The organism is Natrinema hispanicum, from assembly GCF_004217335.1.
GTDB classification, from domain to species: Archaea; Halobacteriota; Halobacteria; order Halobacteriales; family Natrialbaceae; genus Natrinema; species Natrinema hispanicum.
Map to the genome: position 1 here is coordinate 1,193,155 of NZ_SHMP01000003.1, position 19,617 is coordinate 1,212,771.

Below are 19,617 nucleotides of genomic sequence, written 5' to 3' on the forward strand. Positions count from 1 at the left end.
CTCTTACTGTCGGTTTCCCGTTTAGTCAGATCTGGAACCGGCGCGTTCGCTCGGTTCGAACTCTCTCGGGACTGACCGTTTCCCCGTCGACGGTCACTGACTCGCCGTCGGCGAGTGCACCGAACTTCGGCCCTTCTGGAACGCCGGCCTCGCGTGCCAGTTGTGGATCGAAGGCCGTCTCCTCGGCAACGATGGCGTCGTCGTCGACCCACACGGTGTCGTACTTCTCCGCGAGGACGGCAGCCAGATCCTGAATTATCTTCGCTCTGGGTCCGCTCGAGTCTTCGGTGGCGATGTCGTCAGTATCGGGAACAGCCACCTGCGAGCCGACGCGGCTTCCTCCGTTTTCGGTGGCGAATGCCACCGTGTTCGCCGCGACGGTTTCACGGACGCGGTCGGGATCGATCCCCTGTGCGACGCTGAGGAGATTGGCCGGAAGCTCGACGACAGTAAACGACTCGGCGAGCCGCTCCCCAAAGCGGATTCCATCGTCGACGGCACCGAGCTCGGTTTCGACTGCGTCGACGACCTCGAGCGGCCGGTCGTCGACCTCGCGGAGCCACGTCTCGCTGACGAGCCGGCAGTCCAACTCCTCGAGCGTTTCCTCGAGCACCGGCCACTCGCCATCGAGCAGCGCGACCCCGGCATCGCTCGCCTCGAACGCGCGCTCGAGCACGTCGCGGTGGGCCGTCGGATGGCCCATCGCCTCGAGCGCCCAGTCGGCCGCGACGTGGCCGACCGCCCACGAAGTCTCGCGGACGACCCGTCCGAACCGGGGGGCGTAGTGGTTGCCGCCGAAGCCGACGAGCTGTCTGTCACGATGTGGCACAATGTTTCGCAACTCGAGGATGGCGCGGGCGACGGCGTCGGCACCGGCGGGATCGTCCCACTGTTCGTCGCCGCTGCCGAGTTCGGCAAAGAGCGACGGACAGCCCACCTCGGAGGGGCCGTGGTGGGTACATTCCATACCCACGTCGTACTCGGTGGGTGCGTACTCCTCGAAGGCTGCGAGCAATTCGGCCAAGGCGTTCGGCGCGGCGTCGGCCAGCGCATCGGTCTCGCCGCCGAACTCGGCCGGGCCGAAGTTGCCCGTGAAATGGCCGGTCAGCAGCGGGCCAGTATCCCCCGAATGTCGCGAGGCAAAGACGAGCAAGTCGGGGTCGCAGTCGAAGGCGTCGGCAGGACGCTCGAGATCGATATGCAACGCGTCGAACGACCGCAGGACAGCTCCGTCGGTCCGGTAGTAGGTGCCGCCGCCGTCGGCTACCGGCCGGCTGTCGTCGGTTCGCTGGGTCCAGTCGGCGCGCTCGCGGAGCCGATCACAGATGTGCTCCGAGGCGCGGTCGGCGTGGCTTTCGACGATCGCGAGCGTGGTCATATCCGTGCTCGTGGGTTGTCGGCGTTAACGTCGCCGGTTTCCATCTGCTGGTGACGGTGACCCGCAACGTTTCATGTGTGTGGATAACATACACGTAATATAGGATGACTGACCAATGACCGATAACTCGTCGGATCGAACTGTCACGTCCGGGGGGCAGTCGTTCGAGTTCGACCTCGAGATCAGCGAGTTGAGCGCACTCGTCAGCGATTGTGCCATCGCGCTGTTCGATGCCGACGGGTTCATCATCGCGTGGAATGCGGGCGCGCGCCACCTCACGGGATACGACGCGGAGACGATCGTTGGCGACCACTACCGGTCTCTCTTTCCGACAGATGCTCGCGAGGACGGCCGCCCGGACCGGTTGCTCGAGCGAACACGTGCCGAGGGGACCGCCGAAGACGACGGCTGGCGACTCGGGGACGGCGACAGTCGGGTATGGGTCTGTGAGGTCATCGCCACGATCCGTGCGGATGGCGACGTCGGCGTTCCGGTCGCGTCCGCAGCCGACTTAGATGGGTATCTCTGGTTCGTCCGCGACCGAACAGCTGATCACGAGCGAGCACGCGAACTCCGCAAGGAGAAGGCGTTCACAGAGAGCGTGCTTCGCGCACAGCCGGACATCCTCTATGCCTACGACACTGACGGGAATCTGATCCAGTGGAACGAGCAGTTCGAGCGCGTAACCGGCTACGACCCGGCACCATCCAGTGACGTCGATCCGCTGACGTTCATCGCACCCGAAGACCGCGACCACATCGGCGACGCGATCGAGCGCATCCTCGAACACGGCGAGCGTCTCACTGCTGAAGGTCGGGTTCTCGCGACCGACGACGACCGAATCCCCTACGAGTTCAACAGCGCCAGAATCGTCGACGACGGTGACGTCCTCGGCTTTACCGGTGTCGGCCGCGACATCAGCGACCGCAAGGCTCGCGAACGTGAACTCGAGCGCCTCGAGCGACTCAACGCGGTGATTCGGACGATCGACGACACGATGGTCACGGCAGACACCCGCGACGAGATCGAAGCTGCGATCGTCGACACGTTCGCCGCCGACAACGCCTACCGATTCGGTGTCATCGGTCGGGCTCGAGGCGTCGCGACGGGTGAGGGACACTCGTGGGAGCCGACTGCTTGGGCCGGAATCGACGCGGCTGGCGCGGACGGTTGCTCGTCGTTCGTCGATCCACCGGTCGACGCCGACGGCGAGTCGGCACTCGATACGCGAACCGTCCAGCGGTATCGAGCGCTCCGCGATAGTTCGATCGAGCAGTGGCGACACCACGCACGCGAGCACGACTACGGCTCGATTGCTGTCGTCCCCATTTCTGCGAGCAGCACGCCACTCGGCGCACTCGTGATCGGCGCAGCCGAGCCGTCGGCGTTTCCCGATCGAGAACGGGAAGTGCTACAGGAGTTCGGCGGCACGATCGGACACGCGATCAACGTGATGGCAGTCCGTCGGCTGCTCTATCAGGATACCGTCGTCGAACTCGAGTTCGAGTCGACCGATCGGGGCGACGCCTGTATTCGGCTCTCCGACGAACTTGGCTGCGAGGTGTCGGTCGACCACGTCCTCCCGCTGACCGGTGAGGTGTTCATCTATTATCTGACCGCATCCAACGTCGATCCCGATCGTGTACGCGAACTCGCTCGCGACGACGAGGCGATTACGGACCACCGGCTCATCGACGCTAACCACGATGAGAGCTACTGGGAATGTGTCGTTCGCAGCGCGACGATCGCCGAAACCGTCACCGGTTACGGCGCACGGCTGCGGTCGAAGACCGTCCGCGACGGCGTCGCGAAACTAACGGTTCAGGTCAGTTCCGATGTAGCGCTCCACGAATTCGTCGACACGATTACGTCTGCCTATCCAGACAGTAGGCTCCGCTCGAAACGAACCGTCGAGCGACCGGTCGAGACGCGCGGCGACTTTCGGCGCACCGTCGAATCGATGCTGACCGACAAACAGCGCATGGCACTCGAGTCGGCGTATCACGGCGGCTACTTCGAGTGGCCATCTCGGCACAGCAACGCAGAAGAGATCGCCGATCGACTCGGGATCGCTCGGCAAACCTTCCACCAGCACCTCAGAGTCGCACAGGCGAAGCTGCTCTCGGCGTATTTCGGAGACGCTGACTGAGACGGTCTGCTGTCACGATTTACTGGTGCATCCGCAGGACGGGTCGCGGGTGCACCGGAACTGACTGACAGCAGACCGTATAAGACCGCCGGCTGGCCGTCGTTTGCAGATCCGGTGTAAGGTGTCGCAATTACACCGGCATCCCGGAACCACTGGTGTCATCCCGCATTCGCCGATACCAGAGCATGCTGGTACATACCTTTCCCCCGCCCGGTGTCTCTATCCGGCAATGAGCCCGCCACCGTCCACCGAGCTGACAACCGCGCTGGACGTGCTCGTAGAGCCGCGACGCCGATATCTCCTTGCGACGCTGCGCGAGCACGCGGACGCATCCGAACCGGACGCCCCGCCGGCATCGGAAGGGATGTCGATCGACGCGCTTGCAACCGCGGTCGCGACGATGGAACACGGCTCCGCGACCGTCACTGACGAGCAGTCCGGTCGCGTCCGACTGACGCTGGTCCACGCCCATCTCCCGCGGCTGGTCGACGCCGGGTTAGTGGTGACACATACTGACGGCAACGCGACAACAGTCGCTCTTACCGACCACCCACTGCTCGAGGCCGAGTGGGTTCGGTCGATCCTCGCCGACCCGACCGGCGAGGCGTTTCCGGCCGACGAGACGACGCTGAACCGAACGCTCGAGGCGCTTCGCAGCCCGCGTCGTCGAACCGTCTGTACCGCCCTCGCAACGCAGCACGAGGCCGTCCCCGTTTCCGATCTCGCCGCGACGGTCGTCACGCGAGAGGCCGACAACGGGGCGGGGAAAGTCGACGTCACAGAGTCGGCACGTACTGCCGTCGAGACGTCACTCGTCCACGAGCATCTGCCAGCACTGTCGGCGGCGGACCTCGTCGAGTACGACGCGGCGGCACGAACGGCCGCGCTTGCGATCGACGCACCCCTGTGGCAAGCCGACTGGGCGACCGACGGGCCGCTTGCAGCCGTTGCCGAGTTCGTACGCCACCGTGCCGAGCAGGGCGGTGTGGCTACTGCGGCGCACGATTCGGATCGAACGACGGCTGACGCGACGCCATCGGCCGAGCCAACCACAGACGTCACGCCAACGGAGACAGCGGCCGCATCGACGACGGGATCGTCGGCGACGACCGACGATCGGCTGCTCTGGACGCTAGCACGACCGCCTGCTGACCGATCGTCATCGCGATCGGATCAGGTCCGGAATACCCCGTCGATCACGGAACGAGAAGAGCGATAAAGCCAACGTAGCTGCCGACGAGGATCATGCCGTCGAGTCGCGTAAGCTGTCGCCGATAGCCCATCAGTCCGACCAGCAGGACGGTGAAGGCGACCATAATCGGCAGCTCAAACCGGAGCGTCGCGGGCTCGATCTCGATCGGCGTGATCAGGGCCACGATGCCAAGCACCGCGAGGATGTTGTAGATGTTCGACCCGACGACGTTCCCGACAGCGAACGACTCGTGGCCCCGGATCGCGCCGACGACCGAAGCCGCAAGCTCCGGCAGCGACGTCCCGAGTGCGAGCACCGTCAGTCCGATAACGAGATCCGAGACCCCAAGGGCCGATAGCAGTCCCGTCCCACCGGCGACGAGCCATCGCGAGCCGATCACGAGCACGATTAGCCCGCCAATGACGAGCGCTCCATCCCGGGCCGCTACTCCCGACGCCGCTGCCGCGTCGGGTTCGTCGACCATCGGGGCGGACTCCGCGTTCGCGTAATGGAGGATCATCGCCGTAAATCCCGCGAGCACGACCAGCAAGAGGATTCCCTCGAGCCGACCGAGCCGTCCGTTCGCGCCGAGTGCGACCAGCAAGAGCGCGGCAAGTACCATGACGGGGACGTGGCGACGGATCACCTGATCGCTGATCTGCAACGGCTTGATGAGCGTGGCGACGCCGAGTACCAGCCCGATGTTCGCGATGTTCGAGCCGACGATCGTCCCGAGTCCGATGTCACTCGAGACACGTAAGGCACCGATCGCCGAGACGAACAGTTCGGGCGCGGTCGTCGCGAAGGCAATCACCGTCACGCCGACGGTCGCCGCATGGAGCCCGATGCCGAGTGCCAGCCGTCCCGCACCCGCGACCAGCAATTCGGCACCGCCATAGAGTGCGACGATCCCACCCGCCAACAAGAGGAGGTCGAGGGGAGTTCCGGAGAGCATGGCGGCGGCTACTCGTGATGGGGCTAAAAGCCACGCGAAACGGCCACCGGTCGCAGAACGGCTCGCGTGGGGCGTTGCGTGAGCGGGTCGCAGCCACACGAGATTGAAACCAGCAACACCGCCGGAAAGCCAGACCGATTATAGTCCCACCACCCCGACTGACAAACCGAGAGATGGCTATGGACGTGTATGGCTTACTCGGCAATCCGGTCGGCCACTCGCTGTCGCCGCCGATGCACGAGGCCGCCTACGACGAACTCGGACTCGAGGCCCGCTACGTGACCTTCGAGCCCGACGAAGACGATATCGAAGACGCGATCGCCGGAGCCGACGCCCTCGGGATTGCCGGGCTGAACGTGACGATCCCGTTCAAACAGGACGCCCTCGAGATCGTCGCCCCCGAGGACTTGGCAGCTCGAATCGGCGCAGTCAACACGATCGACTTCTCGGGCTCGGGGCCGCCGACGGGCTACAACACCGACGCTGTCGGCGCGTTACGTGCGCTGCGCGACCACGACGTCACGATTCAGGACGCGCGGGCGGTCGTCGTGGGTGCTGGCGGTGCCGGCCGGGCGATCGCGTTCGGGCTCGCCGACGCCGGTGCGACAGTTGCGATCGCGAACCGAACCGAGTCGAAAGCACACACCCTCGCCGAGGAGGTGCCCCGCGCGACTGGCCACGGACTCGGAGACCTCGAGCGACTGGTCGCTAACGCCGACGTGGTGGTCAACGCCACGAGCGTGGGCATGGAATCGGACGCGACGCCGGTTCCCGCCGACGCACTCCACGAGGAGCTGGCCGTCCTCGATGCGGTTTACAGCCCGCTCGAGACGCGACTGCTGCGCGATGCGGCCGACGCTGGCGCGACGACTGTCGACGGCGCATGGATGTTGCTCTATCAGGGCGTCGAGGCGTTCGAGATCTGGACCGGCCGGGACGCACCTGTCGACGCGATGAACAACGCGCTTCGCTCGCGTCTGTAGGCTGCTGGCGGGCACGGTCGAAACACTGACAGTATCAGGCGAATTTAAGTGTGGGAACCGACTACGTCGATATAATGGCACTCCTCCAGAAGCTGAAGTCCCTGTTGGGGTTCGACGGGGCGGACTCGGAGCGTGGGCGCTCTCGAGAGGTCGGCGTAACGGTCGAACGAGAAGCGGCGGACGACGGACCTGAGACCGCCACGGCTCAAGACCGGACGGAGGACGTGCGTGCCGAACCGCCACAGTCGGCTACTGCGGGGACGGCGGACGACGCACCTGAGCAGCCGACCGACGTCGACACAGCCACGGAACCAGCTGTCGATTCCGAGACGGCGGCTGAAGCCGAGTCGGCCGACGATACTGATACCGATCTCGAGGTGGACGCCGAATCCGAACAGGTCGAACCGGAGTTGGACGACGAGACGGAACCGGAACCCGAACCAGAACCGGCTGTCGAACCCGAGTCCGAGCCGGACGTGGAGCCAGAACCGGAAGTGAAAGCGGAGCCAGTCACCGAGATCAAAGGTATCGGCCCGGCCTATGCCGACCGCCTCGCCGGAGCGGGCGTCGAAACCGTCGCCGAACTCGCCGCGTCGGACGCCGCCGAACTCGCCGACCAGACAGACATCTCCGAGAAACGCATTCAGGGCTGGATCGACCGCGCCGAAGTCCGGTAACGAATCGACCAGACACCCGTCGAATCCGCCCTCACGTCATCGTTTCACTGTCCCCATCACTGCCTGCTTGTTTTCTGCGCTGTCACCCACAACAGCCCCGAAATCGCAAGAGGATTACCCACCGACTCCGTCCCGCTCGACATGAGCGATCCGCGCGTCGTCACGACGCTCGACTCGTTTCGCGCTGCCGCATCCAGCCGTGGTGGGGCGGCTGCGGACCGGGCCGCATCGTCGGCTCCGAGCGGCCGCCGCGTTCCTGTCGAAGTCCGCGTGCCCGTCAGCGATCCGTTTCTCGCCTATCGCCGCGCCCGCGACGGCGACGGTGGCGCGTTCCTCGAGACGACCGGCGGCCAGCCCGGCTGGGGCTATTTCGGCGTCGATCCCGTCGAGCGGCTCACGGTCGGCCCCGACGCCGTTTTACGAGCACAGGACGATCGATCGCCGACGCTGGCCGCACTCGAGGGGCTGCTCGCGGACGACCGACTCGCCCGCGGCGAGTGTGACGTTCCCTATCCCTGCGGAGCCATCGGCTGGCTCTCCTACGATGTGGCCCGCGAACTCGAGTCCCTCCCCGAGTCGGCCGTCGACGACCGAGGTCTGCCTCGGCTCGAGGCTGCGGTCTACGACCGCCTCGCAGCCTGGGAGGAGCCGACCCAGGGAGCGGTGACGCTGCGGATCACGGCCTGCCCGCGGGTCGGCGGCGACGTGACTGAGCCCGAGGACGCTGTCCTCGAGACAGCCTACGAGCGTGGCCGCGAGCGCGCGCTCGAACTCGCTGACGCCGTTCGCGACGGTGATCCCGAGATCGGCGAGCCGCCGGTCTCACGTTCCGATGCGACCTTCGAGAGCGATTGTGGTCGCGAGGCCTTTGCCGACCGCGTGCGACAGGTCAAGAAGTACGTCCACGATGGCGACACCTTTCAGGCAAACATCTCCCAGCGGCTGGTCGCACCCGCCGCGGTCCACCCCGTCGCCGCCTACGACGCCCTGCGACGGGTCAATCCGGCACCCTACTCCTGTCTACTCGAGTTCCGGGCAGCCGATCTTGTGAGCGCGAGTCCGGAACTGTTGCTTGAGCGCGACAGCGAGTTCGTCAGGACCGAGCCGATCGCGGGGACGCGACCGCGCGGCGAGACACCGGATGAAGACGACGCGCTCGAGGAAGACCTATTAGCTGATGAGAAGGAACGCGCCGAGCACGCGATGTTGGTCGACCTAGAGCGCAACGACCTCGGGAAGGTCTGTGCGTACGGCTCCGTCGACGTCGCGGAGTATCGCCGGATCGACCGCTACTCCGAGGTGATGCACCTCGTCTCGAACGTCACGGGCCAATTGCGCCCGGAGGCGACACTGTCCGACGCCATCGCGGCGGTCTTCCCCGGCGGGACGATCACCGGTGCACCGAAACCACGGACGATGGCGATCATCGACGAACTCGAGGCGACCCGGCGCGGTCCCTACACCGGCAGCGTCGGCATCTTCGGCTTCGACGGCCGGGCCACGCTGAATATCGTCATCCGGACGCTGGTCCACCACGCCGACGAGTACCACCTGCGGGTCGGTGCGGGCATCGTCCACGACTCAGATCCGACCAGCGAGTACGACGAAACGCTCGCCAAGGCCCGCGCACTCATCACGGCGGTCGACGAGGCGCTGGGCGAACGGGCTGAACTGGGGCTCGAGGCGCAAGGCGGCGCTTCGTCTGAGCGCTCGGCGGGAGGTGAGCCGCGTGAGTAATCCCGAAGCCGTAGCTGAAACACGAATCCTCGTTGTTGACAACTACGATTCGTTCGCGTACAACCTCGTCCAGTACGTCGGTGAACTCGCAGATGAGGTCGTCGTCCGGCGTAACGATGAAATCGACCTCGCAGGCGTTCGCGATCTCGAGCCGACGGGAATCGTCGTCTCGCCGGGACCGGGCACTCCACAGGAGGCCGGCATCTCGGTCCCGCTGTTCGCCGAGACCGACTACCCCATTCTCGGGGTCTGTCTCGGCCATCAGGCGCTGTGTGCAGCCGAAGGCGCGCCGGTCGTCCACGCCCCCGAAGTCGTCCACGGAAAGCCGTCGACGATCAGCCACGACGGGACTGGGATCTTCGCGGGACTTCCGTCGACGTTCCAGGTCGGGCGCTATCACTCACTTGCGGTCGAGCGCGATGAATTACCGGCCTCGCTCGAGGAAACTGCCCAGACGGCAGACGAGCGCGGCGTCCTGATGGCGGTACGCCACCGCGAGAAACCCCACATCGGCGTGCAGTTTCACCCCGAAAGCATCCTCACGCGAGGACAGCCGGATACGGTGACCGGGACGGACGACGGCACCGGCGAGGAAATATCGCTTGCGCTCGGAAAGCAACTGATCGAAAACTTCTGTCGGTTCGCCGCGAGGGCCGACAGGGACACGGAGGCTCACGATGAATGATGAACTGCGCTATCATGTCGACGGCGATCTCGTTCCCGCCAGCGAGGCCGCTGTCAGCGTTGACGATCGGGGGTTTCGCTACGGCGACGCCGCCTTCGAGACGCTACGGGCCTACGGCGGGACGATCTTCGCGTGGGACGCCCACCGCGATCGTCTCGAGCGCACCTGCGAGGCCCTGTCGCTCGAGCACGGGCTGACGGCGGCTGATCTCCGGGGCCGAATCGACGAGACGCTCGTGGCGAACGACCTCGCGGACGCCTACGTCCGCCTCTCGATCACGCGCGGCGTCCAGTCGGGGAAACTCACACCGCAGCCAGCAGTTGATCCGACGGTGGTGATATACGTGAAACCGCTTCCGCGAGGTGGGCTCGCGGGCGAGTCAGTCTGGGACGCCCCAGCGACAGTCGAGACGGTCGCAACCCGGCGAATCCCCGACGAAGCGATTCCGACGGCAGCCAAGACACACAACTACCTGAACGGGATTCTCGCGCGCGCAGAACTCGAGGCCGACGCGGACGAAGCGCTCATGTGCGATCTCGAGGGCCATATCGCGGAAGGGGCGACGAGCAACCTCTGGTTCGTCCGTGACGGTGACCTCTACACGCCGACGACCGATGGGCCGGTGCTGCCGGGGATCACCCGGCAAATCGTGCTCGAGCTCGCTCGGGACGCTGGCATCGCAGTCCACGAGGGCTCGTACGAGCCAGCCGACGTTCACGGCGCTGCCGAGGCGTTTCTGACCAATCGGACCTGGGAGCTGCGCCCGATCGCGACGCTTGACGGCCACGAGATCGGTGGCGGACCCGTTACGGAACGACTCGCACGGCGCTACGACGAGCGGGTCGAACGGACGTGTTACGAGTAGCCGTCACGATTCGTCTTCGAAGGAGTGAGTTACTCGGATTCGACGAGCACCCGCACTGACTCGCTCGAGTCATCGTCGGGCGTCTCGATCAGTTCCCGTTCCGTCCCCGAGAGCTCGAGGACGAACTCGCTGCCGAACGCGCTCGCGGGTGTCTGGAATCCATCCGGAACACGGGCGCTGTCCTCGAGCATCCGTTGGGCGGCTACCACCGCCGCTTCGGCGGTCAGCGCGTAGGGGTTGGGCGTCCGCAGCCGGGCCCGCGCCTGCTGGCCAGTGGCGTCGTCGACGACCTCGCCCCAGACGACCGCGCTGCCGGTCGCCAGTTGTGCTCCGTCCGGATCGTCGAGACGGGCGTCGATGACCCGCTTCAGCAGGCGCTCGACCGGCCCGCGCTCGAGCAGCCACCCCAGCGAATCGACGGCCGCCAGTCCGCTCGCCGCCCACGGCGGCGCGGCGGCGTAGACTTCGATGGATTCGATGCCAGTGCTGTGAGCGGCGGTGACGACGTCGCCCCACGGGATCGTGACGGCGTGTTCGGGGCCGTCGCCGAAGTCGATCTCGCGTGTTCGGTAGCCGGCCGGCACCTGAATGAGTCGGCCGTTCCGGCGGACGACACCGCCGCTGCCGAGGTGTTCGACGAGCGTTCGGGCGGTGCCCCGCGAGAGCCCGCCGCCGCTTTTGATCCCCAAGCGAAGCGTGTCGGCAGCGGGGAGTTGGTCGGCGAGGAAAGCCGCCAGACAGTCCGACGGCACGACGTCGAAGCCGACCCCGGGCAGGAGCGTAACTCCCGCTTCGTGGGCTGTGTCATCGCGCTGGCGGAGACGCTCGAAGACCGGGAACTCGCCGGTGATGTCCAGATAGTCCGTGCCCGCCTCGAGACAGGCCGCGACCAACGGCTCGGCGGTGTCGACGAACGGCCCCGCACAGTTCACCACGGCATCGAAGCCCTCGAGATGGGACGCGAGGTCTGCCGACTCGAGATCGATGACGCGACCGTCGACGCCGAGGGCGTCGGCCTGGCGTGCGATTGCGCGGCCGTCCCGGCCGGCGACGACGGGCGATCCCCCTCGTGCGACGGCCTCGCGGGCGATCAGTCGGCCCGTGTAACCGTAGGAGCCGTAGATGAGAAGGGAGTCCATAGGTCGCGTTCGTCGGAGAGCGATTTAAAATTCCGTCAGACGCGTGTTCACTCGATGGCATAACGTTCAGGACCGCTGACTTCCAACGGACGCGGTGATGGACGCTGAACGGATCACGGCGCTGTCGGACGTGCCCACCGATTCGACGGTTTGTTTCCACGTGACCGACGAGTCGGGCGAGACACAGGAGGCGATTCTCGTCAGGACCGACCCGGTCGCGACCGACGGCGGCGACCCGGTCTCTGAAGACGGTGTTACCTGCTGGTTGAACTACTGCCAGCATCTTACACACATCAAACTCGACAAGGGGTCAGGCGCGCCGATGCGAGACGGCGAAGTCGTCTGTGCAAATCACGGCGCGTACTTCGCGGCCGACTCCGGTCGCTGTACGTTCGGTCCCTGTGAAGATGCCTATCTCACCGGCCTCGAGGTGACCGTCGAGGATGGCGACGTCTATCTGACTGACGACGACTACGCGTTCGTCGGGCTTGGCCCGGTCGAGACTGACGACTGTGATCGCGCCTCGAATTCGAACGTCGAGTTCTAGATGGTGGCTGGCGCGACCAGGTCCCGCTCCTGATCGTACTCGAGCAGGCCGGCGTCGACCAGCCGCGGCAGATGGTCGTGGTAGAGGGACAGATAGACCTCTTTGACGCGTTCGGCCGAGATGTTTCGCACGGTGTGGCCCGTTTCGCGGGCCGCGACTTCCTCGGCTGCGTCCGGCAGCGTCACCTCCTCGCCGTAGCTGCGCATCACCGACAGCAGCAGTCGGCGACGCTGGTCGGCAAGCAGGGAGAACACGTCGTCGAGCGTTTTGGCCGCCGGGTCCGGCCTGTCGGCCTCATCGAGCCAGTCGAGTACCGTCCGTACGATCTCGACGCAGTCACGCTCCGAATGCGATCTGGAAGTCATGTGTGGTCCGTCGTTCTCGAGCAGGTGCGACTGAACCGAGCCGAACGCCGCTTCGACGGGCCGTGACGCCGCCACTCGCTCGAGAGTTCGTATCGGGTTCTCGCCTGCACCACAAATATTAGTATCGGATCCAGTTGACAACTCCCATGGTGAAGTGACAGTTGATCGTCGATGAACGTCTGGTTCAGACGGTCTGCTGTACCGATGTACCGGTGCAACCGCAGGACAAGTCGCGGGTACGCCGGAACTGACTGACAGGAGTCCGTATCAGTCACTCGATCGTGAACGTCGGCTCGTCGATGGACTCGCTTTTGCACTCGGGACACCGCGAGGGGAGGTTCAGCAGGTCGTCGTAGTCGTCGAACCCGCAGTCCCGACACGTCGGCGGTGCAACGAGCAGTTGCTCGTCAGTGCCGTCGACCGACCGGGAGACGTGTTCGACGTGGCGGACAACCGCGTGTGGCGTCAGATCGAGCTGGGTGGCCAGCTCGCTCGGCGTCGCCGGTTCGGCACGGAGCGCATCGGCGAGTTTCTGTCGCGTCGTTTCGTCGGCCTCGCGCATACGTCCTCTCAGGCGGTGTGTATTTTTATACTGTTGGACAGCAGTCACAGCGCAGGTCGTTCGTCTCCGTCGTCGATACCAGTTTTTCCTCCTGCTGTGGGGTTTCGGGCGTGTTAGACCCTCTCACTCGAGAAAGGACAAGTGACTTGGACCCCGCAGGTGAACACCGGCGTATGAAGGCAGTCGTCCTTGCAGGCGGATACGCGACGCGAATGTGGCCGATTACCAAACACCGGCCCAAGATGTTCCTCCCGATCGGCGAGTCGACCGTCATCGACCGCATCTTCACGGAACTCGAGACCGACGACCGGATCGAGGAGGTCTACGTCAGCACCAACGAGCGGTTCGCACCCGACTTCGAGGCCCACCTCGCTGACAGCGAGTTCGACAAGCCCCGGCTCTCAGTCGAGGAGACAACCGAAGAAGACGACAAGTTCGGCGTCGTCGGCGCGCTCGCCCAGCTCATCGACCGCGAGAACGTCGACGACGACCTGCTGGTCATCGCCGGCGACAACCTGATCAGTTTCGCCGTTTCGGACTTCCTCGACTATTTTGAGGCCCACGACGCGCCCACGCTCGCCGCCTACGACGTTGGCTCCCGCGAGAAGGCCAAATCCTACGGGTTAGTCGAGCTCGAGGGTGACCGCGTCGTCGACTTCCAGGAGAAACCCGACGACCCAAAGAGTACGCTCGTCTCGATCGCCTGCTATGCGTTCCCGCAGGAATCGCTGGATCTGTTGCCGACCTATCTCGAGGACGGCAACAACCCCGACGAGCCGGGCTGGTTCGTCCAGTGGCTCCAGAACCGCGAGGCGACCTACGCCTACACGTTCGAGGGAGCGTGGTTCGATATCGGCACTCCCGAAAGCTACCTCGACGCCGTCGCCTGGCACCTCGATGGCGACTCGCTGGTCGCCGATTCGGCAACGCTCGAAGACGCCACGATCGGCGAGAACGTCCACGTCATGGACGACGTCACGCTCGAGGGCACCAACCTCGAGCACACCGTCATCTTCCCGGACGCGACGGTCAAGAACGGCGATATCCGCCGATCGATCATCGATGAGGGCACTCGGATCGAGGATCTCGACCTCGCCGGGGCGCTCATCGGAGCCCACACGACGATCACGAACGGGACGGAGTAGGGTCGACGAACCGCGGGTCTGCGCCGCCGTGTGCGCTCGCGATTAGATCGCTGTCTCCTCCTGTGCCCGCTCGAGGCCGTTCTCTGCCTCTTGTCTGGTCTGCTCGAGGGGGGAGGGGGTGATCTCGTCGGGCAGGCCGATCCGATCGGCCAGTGCCAGCAGCGTCTCGAGTTTGTGAGCTCGAGACGTTCGACCCCGTCCCAGTTCCGTCTCGACGAGATCGCCCAGAATCGGCTCCTGCAGGTCGCCGACGATTTCCTCGCGGTCAGTTTGCAGCCCCTCGAGCGTCGGGTTTTCGACCGGGGTGGGCTCGGCCTCGATCGTTCTCGAGCATGGGCGGACTGTCGGCGGGTGGCCCGTCACTCGAACCGTCATCCACACCGCTTGCAGTATCGTTTACAGCGCCGGCTCACGACACTGGACTTTAGCGGCTGCCGATCGACAGGTGGCCTATGAAACGTGGTTCCACTGATCTGAAACCATCGGTGACGGGCATGGGTGATCCGGCGTGATCGAGGATCGGGATGCCCTCGCGTCGACCGCGGCCCGCGACGTCGCTCTCGACTGTCTCGAGGCAGGCGTCGAGGCCGGCCATCCGCGGACGGTCATCCGTGATGCCGTCGCACTCGAGGACGAAACCCTCCGTGTCGCCGACGCGACGTCCGACCTCGAGGCGTACGACGACCTCGTCGTCCTCGGTGGGGGCAACGCTGCGGCCCACGTCGCTGCGGCGCTCGAGGGGATACTGGGCGATCGGATCGACGGCGGTGTGGTCGTTACGGACGATCCAGTCGACACGGATCGTGTCGAGGTTCGCGAGGGCGATCATCCCGTGCCGAGCGAGCGCGGCGTCGCGGGGACGCGTGCCCTGCTCGAGGCGGCGGACGCGGCAACCGACGAGACACTCGTCGTGATGGCGATCACCGGCGGCGGCAGCGCGCTCATGCCCGCACCCGCCGGTGAGATCTCGCTTGCGGACCTGCAAGCGACCACCGACGCGCTGCTCGCAAGCGGGGCCGATATCGGCGAGATCAACGCGGTCCGCAAGCACCTCTCGGCGCTGAAAGGCGGCCGGCTGGCCCGCCGCGTTGCCCCAGCGACGGTCGTCTCGCTGCTTTTCAGTGACGTCGTCGGGAACGATCCAAGCGTCATCGCGAGCGGGCCTCTCGCGCCCGACGAGACGACGTTCGACGACGCGCTTGCGGTGCTCGAGCGCTCCGGAATCGACGCGCCCGAGACTGTTGTCGACCACCTCGAGCGCGGTGTGGCCGGCGAGATCGCCGAGACGCCGGATCCCGGTGATGCTGTCTTCGAGCATGTCTCGAATCACATCGTTGCCGACGGGATGACCGTCCTCGAGGCGGCCCGCGAGGCGGCAGCCGAGCGCGGCTACGAACCGCTCGTCCTCTCCGCGCGGATTCGCGGGGAGGCCCGCGAGGCGGCCACGACTCACGTTGCGATCGCCGAAGAGGTCCGCGCTACGGGGACCCCCGTTTCACCGCCGGCTGTCCTCCTCTCGGGTGGCGAAACGACGGTGACGATCCGCGGTGACGGGACGGGCGGCCCGAATCAGGAGTTCGCGACGAGCGCAGCGCTCGAGCTGGCGGACGAACGTGCAGGTAGCGGCCGGGACGATGACCGCAACAAAATCACGGTCGCCGCGATCGACACCGACGGCATCGACGGCGTGACCGACGCGGCCGGCGCGCTCGTCGACGGGACCACCGTCGAAGATCCAGAGAGCGCACGCGCGGCACTCGCCGAAAACGATGTCTCCCCGTTCCTCGAGGCGCGACACGCGCTGATTCGGACGGGGCAGACGGGAACGAATCTAAACGACCTGCGGATACTGGTCGTCGAGCAGTCCTAGCCCGCTGCGATCGCAAGGCTGTGACTTACCAGTAGATAGTAGCACAATTCCTTTATGCCGAATCCTGCCTGAAACTGAACCGGGCAGTTCGGTCACTACACGTGCGTATTGACCGATAGCGGTTCCTATCAGAGTAATAGTATGTGTGGGGGCGTACTACATACAGATCAGATATTCAGTACATGTTCTTCGCACTTTCCAGGATATAGTATATTATTTTAATTTATATTGTCGAGAAGTTGGTTCGCACGGATAATGATGTACAGAAGCACAATCCCACTACCAACTGCAAGGATAAATTGTGCTGCGAGCATGAATATGAACCTCAATACGGAGAAGTCTACAACAAATTCAGTTAATCGAAGGGCCAAGATTGGGAGAAAAGCGGCTACAACAACAGCCCCGATAAGTTTTGCAAGGGGGAGTGCTTCATCGAGGATCTGATCCGTATTGAGCTCTCCTGATGGAGACAAGAACGGTTTTGGAGGCGACATTCACTTATAGGTCAAGTATGATAATTTATACATTTCACGATTTACTACTGAAACTATCTTGACAGAACATGCACAGAATTTCTTGGGCAAGCGAATACCGTATTCTTCTCATATTCGGTGGGGTATTTTAAAGATTATTTGAAGAAACAAGCACTCTCGGTTACTGTAACACCTGTACTGAACGCGAGTTTCACGAGCCACTCTGAATACGAAACTGTATTCCCAACTACTGTTACGGCTCCACGCTCGGCCCGAGCGCGTCGATCACGCGACAGGCGTTTTTCGAGAACGCCCGGTGCAGCAGGTCTTCGGAGACGTCGAGCGTGAGGATCTCCATGACCGCGACGTTGGGATGACAGGCGGGCGCACCGCTGCCGAAGAAGACGCGATCCGGATGCTCGAGCAGCGCGCGCTCGAGGTGGTCGCGATAGCGGACGAAACTGGTCTCGAGGTAGCAGTCGTCGTATTCCGTCAAGAGGTCGATCATCTCGGTCATCAGTGACCGATTCAGCGGGTGGCCGCCGAAGTGGCCGACGATAACGGGAAACGAGCGCTCGAGGAGGGTTTCGGCAAGCGTTTCTGGCGGTGAATTAGTGCCGCCGCGAACGATCACGGGGAGGTCGACGTCCTCGAGCGCCGTGAGGACGTCGTCGTCGGGATAGTCGTCGACGGTTGGATCGAGGACGAAGCCGTGGAAGCGGTCGTCGTAGGCGTATTTCTCGATATCGCTTGGAGTCGTGTGGTGGTCATCGCGGCGGCTGACGGCGTTGCGGAGTCGGGAGGTCGTTTTCTGTCCCGGCGTCTGGGTGCCATTGATGCGCGCGAAGGCGGTGAGCGGCCGGTCGACGCTGCGTCTGGCGACGCTGTTGTTCGGCGCGACGTAGCTCGTCTCCGGTGCCGACGGCGGGAAGACGACCGCTTTCGTGATTCCGGCTTGGTGCAGCTCCCGCTCGAGTCGATCTGCCGTAATCGTGTGTCCCTGTGGGGCTCCCCCGCCACCAGGTGACGGCAATCGCGTCGAAAGGTCCACCACGCGAAACCCGTGTTCCAACTCCAGCATTCCCACCAGACTGTTCCGAGTCGACATATATTGTGCTACCGGCCGGTGTCGTCCGGTTGTGTGGCTCAGGGACACGGAGAATCGCAAGACGGAGCGGTGGTTCGAGGGAAAGAATTATATAGAAGTGCTGACGACATGGTTAGTGAGGATCAACGATGGCACAACAGCGACGCATGGGCGGACAGCCTATGTTCATTATGAGCGAGGACAGTCAGCGAACCCAGGGCCGCGACGCCCAATCGTCGAACATCATGGCCGGCAAGGCCGTTGCCGAGTCGGTACGCACCACACTCGGGCCCCGTGGCATGGACAAGATGCTCGTCGACTCCGGCGGGGACGTCGTCATCACCAACGACGGCGCGACCATTTTGAACGAGATGGACATCGAACATCCCGCGGCCCAGATGATCGTCGAAGTCGCCGACTCCCAGGAAGAGGAAGTCGGTGACGGCACGACGACCGCGGCCGTCCTCGCCGGCAACCTGCTCGGCGAGGCCGAGGACTTGATCGAGCAGGACGTCCACGCGACGACAATCGTCGAGGGCTATCACGAGGCCGCCGAGATCGCCCTCGAGGCGATCGCCGAAGAGGTCGGCGAGGCCGACGTCGACGACGAGGTGCTCAAGCAGGTCGCCGAGTCGAGCATGACTGGCAAGGGTACCGGCGGACTCACCGCCGCCTCCCTGGCCGAGACGGTCGTCGAGGCGATCAGCCACGTCGACACCGACGCGGGCGTCGCACGCGACGACGTCACCGTCCATACCCAGATCGGTGCCTCCTCGAACGCCACCGAACTCGTCCCCGGAATCATCGTCGACGAGGAACCCGCCCACGACGGCATGCCGAGCACGGTCGAGGACGCGTCGATCGCCGTTCTGGACGTCGAACTCGACGTCCGGACCGGCGACGTCGACGCGGAGTATGCCATCGACTCGATCGACCAGCTCAATGCCGCCATCGACGCCGAGGAAGGCGAACTCGAGGGCTACGCTGAAACCATCGCCGACAGCGGGGCTGACGTCGTCTTCACAACCGAGGACGTCAACGACCGCGTCGCCACTGCGCTCGCCAACGAGGGGATTCTCGTCTTCGAGAGTCTCGGCGACAGCGACGCCCGGCAGGTCGCCTCCGCGACCGGCGCACGCCGTGTCGGCGCACTCGACGACCTCGAGGAATCGGACTTCGGCTCCGCTGACCGGATCCACACCGAAACCTTCGGCGGTGACGACCTCGCGTTCGTCGAAGGCGGTGTGGCCGCAGAGACGGTCACTGTCTTCGTCCGCGGCGGTACCGAACACGTCGTCGACGAACTCGAGCGTGCTATCGGCGACGCACTCGACGTCGTCGCGACGGCGCTCGAGTCCGGCGAAGTCGTCCCCGGTGCGGGTGCGACCGAGATCGCCATCGCGGACAAGATCCGCCAGGAAGCCGCCGGTATCGAGGGCCGCAAGCAACTCGCCGTGACGGCCTTCGCCGACGCACTCGATGTCGTCCCACGGACGCTGGCCGCCAACACCGGCCGCGACCCAATCGACGCGCTCGTGGACCTCCGTTCCGCCCACGAGTCCGAGGGTCGGGCCGGCCTGATCACCGATGGTGACGAGGTTACGATCGACGATCCCTTCGAGTACGGCGTCGTCGATCCCGCCGACGTCAAGCGCGAGGCCGTCGAGAGCGCCACCGAAGCCGCGACGATGATCGTCCGCATCGACGACGTCATCGCCGCCGAGTAACGTCGCTGTCGCGACTCCTGTTTTATTTCGTTGGTCGTATTCGATCGGGACTGACTGGCGACGGCTCGATTTCCGTTACCT

19 protein-coding genes are annotated in these 19,617 nt (G+C 64.7%); 11 read left to right on the top strand and 8 right to left on the bottom strand.

Annotated features, from left to right (window positions below; genetic code table 11):
• Window positions 1-25: 25 nt before the first annotated feature.
• Entirely contained in the window at window positions 26-1,378 is a 1,353-nt protein-coding gene (locus BDK88_RS06790) for a D-aminoacyl-tRNA deacylase (RefSeq protein ID WP_130499719.1), read from the bottom strand.
• Window positions 1,379-1,493: 115 nt separating this feature from the next.
• On the opposite strand from BDK88_RS06790, the gene BDK88_RS06795 reads away from it, so the two are divergent.
• A complete protein-coding gene (locus BDK88_RS06795; protein WP_130499720.1) occupies window positions 1,494-3,527 on the top strand; it encodes a bacterio-opsin activator domain-containing protein in 2,034 nt (677 codons plus the stop codon).
• A gap of 229 nt (window positions 3,528-3,756) precedes the next feature.
• Window positions 3,757-4,746 (top strand): DUF7344 domain-containing protein, encoded by a 990-nt coding sequence (locus BDK88_RS06800; protein ID WP_130499721.1) that lies wholly within the window; start codon window positions 3,757-3,759, stop codon window positions 4,744-4,746.
• Here BDK88_RS06800 and BDK88_RS06805 read toward each other — a convergent pair.
• Entirely contained in the window at window positions 4,724-5,674 is a 951-nt protein-coding gene (locus tag BDK88_RS06805) for a calcium/sodium antiporter (protein WP_130499722.1), read from the bottom strand. The genes BDK88_RS06800 and BDK88_RS06805 overlap by 23 nt on opposite strands.
• 179 nt (window positions 5,675-5,853) lie before the next feature.
• Here BDK88_RS06805 and BDK88_RS06810 point away from each other — a divergent pair, with 179 nt between their 5' ends.
• The 5 genes from BDK88_RS06810 to BDK88_RS06830 all read left to right on the top strand — a co-directional run bounded on the left by BDK88_RS06810 (window position 5,854) and on the right by BDK88_RS06830 (window position 10,621).
• On the top strand, window positions 5,854-6,657 hold the full coding sequence (locus BDK88_RS06810) for a shikimate dehydrogenase (RefSeq protein WP_130499723.1): 804 nt from the start codon (window positions 5,854-5,856) through the stop codon (window positions 6,655-6,657).
• Between the two features lie 74 nt (window positions 6,658-6,731).
• The gene (locus tag BDK88_RS06815) at window positions 6,732-7,334 is read left to right on the top strand and encodes a DUF4332 domain-containing protein (RefSeq protein WP_130499724.1); all 603 of its coding nucleotides are present in this window, start codon (window positions 6,732-6,734) and stop codon (window positions 7,332-7,334) included.
• Between the two features lie 141 nt (window positions 7,335-7,475).
• A complete protein-coding gene (gene pabB / locus BDK88_RS06820) occupies window positions 7,476-9,071 on the top strand; it encodes an aminodeoxychorismate synthase, component I (RefSeq protein ID WP_130499725.1) in 1,596 nt (531 codons plus the stop codon).
• Window positions 9,055-9,756: an anthranilate synthase component II gene (locus BDK88_RS06825; RefSeq protein WP_130499726.1), complete on the top strand. Its 702-nt coding sequence runs from the start codon at window positions 9,055-9,057 to the stop codon at window positions 9,754-9,756. Before pabB ends, BDK88_RS06825 begins: the two co-directional genes overlap by 17 nt.
• Window positions 9,749-10,621 carry an aminotransferase class IV gene (locus BDK88_RS06830; protein WP_130499727.1) on the top strand — a complete coding sequence of 291 codons (873 nt, stop codon included), beginning with the start codon at window positions 9,749-9,751 and terminating at the stop codon, window positions 10,619-10,621. Before BDK88_RS06825 ends, BDK88_RS06830 begins: the two co-directional genes overlap by 8 nt.
• A gap of 29 nt (window positions 10,622-10,650) precedes the next feature.
• Here the strand turns inward: BDK88_RS06830 and BDK88_RS06835 are convergent, their stop codons facing one another.
• Complete coding sequence (locus BDK88_RS06835) at window positions 10,651-11,760, bottom strand: saccharopine dehydrogenase family protein (RefSeq protein WP_130499728.1); 1,110 nt, start codon at window positions 11,758-11,760, stop codon at window positions 10,651-10,653.
• 97 nt (window positions 11,761-11,857) lie between these two features.
• Between BDK88_RS06835 and BDK88_RS06840 the strand changes: the two genes are divergently transcribed.
• Window positions 11,858-12,307, top strand: coding sequence for a Rieske (2Fe-2S) protein (locus BDK88_RS06840; RefSeq protein WP_130499729.1), 450 nt, complete (start codon window positions 11,858-11,860; stop codon window positions 12,305-12,307).
• Here the strand turns inward: BDK88_RS06840 and BDK88_RS06845 are convergent.
• Together BDK88_RS06845 and BDK88_RS06850 are read right to left on the bottom strand one after the other, a co-directional pair.
• Window positions 12,304-12,672, bottom strand: a complete 369-nt coding sequence (locus BDK88_RS06845; RefSeq protein ID WP_049911558.1) for a DUF7344 domain-containing protein — start codon at window positions 12,670-12,672, stop codon at window positions 12,304-12,306. The two genes, BDK88_RS06840 and BDK88_RS06845, sit on opposite strands and share 4 nt — an antisense overlap.
• Window positions 12,673-12,943: 271 nt before the next feature.
• The gene (locus BDK88_RS06850; protein ID WP_008009258.1) at window positions 12,944-13,234 is read right to left on the bottom strand and encodes a transcriptional regulator; all 291 of its coding nucleotides are present in this window, start codon (window positions 13,232-13,234) and stop codon (window positions 12,944-12,946) included.
• 173 nt (window positions 13,235-13,407) lie between these two features.
• On the opposite strand from BDK88_RS06850, the gene BDK88_RS06855 reads away from it, so the two are divergent.
• Entirely contained in the window at window positions 13,408-14,379 is a 972-nt protein-coding gene (locus BDK88_RS06855) for a sugar phosphate nucleotidyltransferase (protein ID WP_130499730.1), read from the top strand.
• 42 nt (window positions 14,380-14,421) lie between these two features.
• Here the strand turns inward: BDK88_RS06855 and BDK88_RS21700 are convergent, their stop codons facing one another.
• Window positions 14,422-14,754, bottom strand: a complete 333-nt coding sequence (locus BDK88_RS21700; RefSeq protein WP_242611614.1) for a hypothetical protein — start codon at window positions 14,752-14,754, stop codon at window positions 14,422-14,424.
• 133 nt (window positions 14,755-14,887) lie between these two features.
• On the opposite strand from BDK88_RS21700, the gene BDK88_RS06865 reads away from it, so the two are divergent.
• A complete protein-coding gene (locus BDK88_RS06865) occupies window positions 14,888-16,249 on the top strand; it encodes a glycerate kinase type-2 family protein (protein WP_130499731.1) in 1,362 nt (453 codons plus the stop codon).
• 218 nt (window positions 16,250-16,467) lie between these two features.
• Here the strand turns inward: BDK88_RS06865 and BDK88_RS06870 are convergent, their stop codons facing one another.
• Entirely contained in the window at window positions 16,468-16,743 is a 276-nt protein-coding gene (locus tag BDK88_RS06870) for a hypothetical protein (RefSeq protein WP_130499732.1), read from the bottom strand.
• 232 nt (window positions 16,744-16,975) lie between these two features.
• Window positions 16,976-17,803: an amidohydrolase family protein gene (locus BDK88_RS06875; RefSeq protein WP_130499733.1), complete on the bottom strand. Its 828-nt coding sequence runs from the start codon at window positions 17,801-17,803 to the stop codon at window positions 16,976-16,978.
• A 188-nt stretch (window positions 17,804-17,991) separates the two neighbouring features.
• Here BDK88_RS06875 and thsA point away from each other — a divergent pair, with 188 nt between their 5' ends.
• Entirely contained in the window at window positions 17,992-19,536 is a 1,545-nt protein-coding gene (thsA, locus tag BDK88_RS06880) for a thermosome subunit alpha (RefSeq protein ID WP_130499818.1), read from the top strand.
• Window positions 19,537-19,617: the final 81 nt, after the last annotated feature.

Bases quoted from the DNA above. Each gene is read 5' to 3' on its own strand.
- BDK88_RS06790 (WP_130499719.1), bottom strand. From the start codon at position 1,378: ATGACCACGCTCGCGATCGTCGAAAGCCACGCCGACCGCGCCTCGGAG.
- BDK88_RS06805 (WP_130499722.1), bottom strand. From the start codon at position 5,674: ATGCTCTCCGGAACTCCCCTCGACCTCCTCTTGTTGGCGGGTGGGATC.
- BDK88_RS06830 (WP_130499727.1), top strand. From the start codon at position 9,749: ATGAATGATGAACTGCGCTATCATGTCGACGGCGATCTCGTTCCCGCC.
- thsA (WP_130499818.1), top strand. From the start codon at position 17,992: ATGTTCATTATGAGCGAGGACAGTCAGCGAACCCAGGGCCGCGACGCC.
- BDK88_RS06815 (WP_130499724.1), top strand. From the start codon at position 6,732: ATGGCACTCCTCCAGAAGCTGAAGTCCCTGTTGGGGTTCGACGGGGCG.
- BDK88_RS06875 (WP_130499733.1), bottom strand. From the start codon at position 17,803: ATGCTGGAGTTGGAACACGGGTTTCGCGTGGTGGACCTTTCGACGCGA.
- BDK88_RS06795 (WP_130499720.1), top strand. From the start codon at position 1,494: ATGACCGATAACTCGTCGGATCGAACTGTCACGTCCGGGGGGCAGTCG.
- BDK88_RS06850 (WP_008009258.1), bottom strand. From the start codon at position 13,234: ATGCGCGAGGCCGACGAAACGACGCGACAGAAACTCGCCGATGCGCTC.
- BDK88_RS06835 (WP_130499728.1), bottom strand. From the start codon at position 11,760: ATGGACTCCCTTCTCATCTACGGCTCCTACGGTTACACGGGCCGACTG.
- BDK88_RS21700 (WP_242611614.1), bottom strand. From the start codon at position 14,754: ATGACGGTTCGAGTGACGGGCCACCCGCCGACAGTCCGCCCATGCTCG.
- BDK88_RS06840 (WP_130499729.1), top strand. From the start codon at position 11,858: ATGGACGCTGAACGGATCACGGCGCTGTCGGACGTGCCCACCGATTCG.
- BDK88_RS06855 (WP_130499730.1), top strand. From the start codon at position 13,408: ATGAAGGCAGTCGTCCTTGCAGGCGGATACGCGACGCGAATGTGGCCG.
- BDK88_RS06870 (WP_130499732.1), bottom strand. From the start codon at position 16,743: ATGTCGCCTCCAAAACCGTTCTTGTCTCCATCAGGAGAGCTCAATACG.
- BDK88_RS06810 (WP_130499723.1), top strand. From the start codon at position 5,854: ATGGACGTGTATGGCTTACTCGGCAATCCGGTCGGCCACTCGCTGTCG.
- pabB (WP_130499725.1), top strand. From the start codon at position 7,476: ATGAGCGATCCGCGCGTCGTCACGACGCTCGACTCGTTTCGCGCTGCC.
- BDK88_RS06845 (WP_049911558.1), bottom strand. From the start codon at position 12,672: ATGACTTCCAGATCGCATTCGGAGCGTGACTGCGTCGAGATCGTACGG.
- BDK88_RS06800 (WP_130499721.1), top strand. From the start codon at position 3,757: ATGAGCCCGCCACCGTCCACCGAGCTGACAACCGCGCTGGACGTGCTC.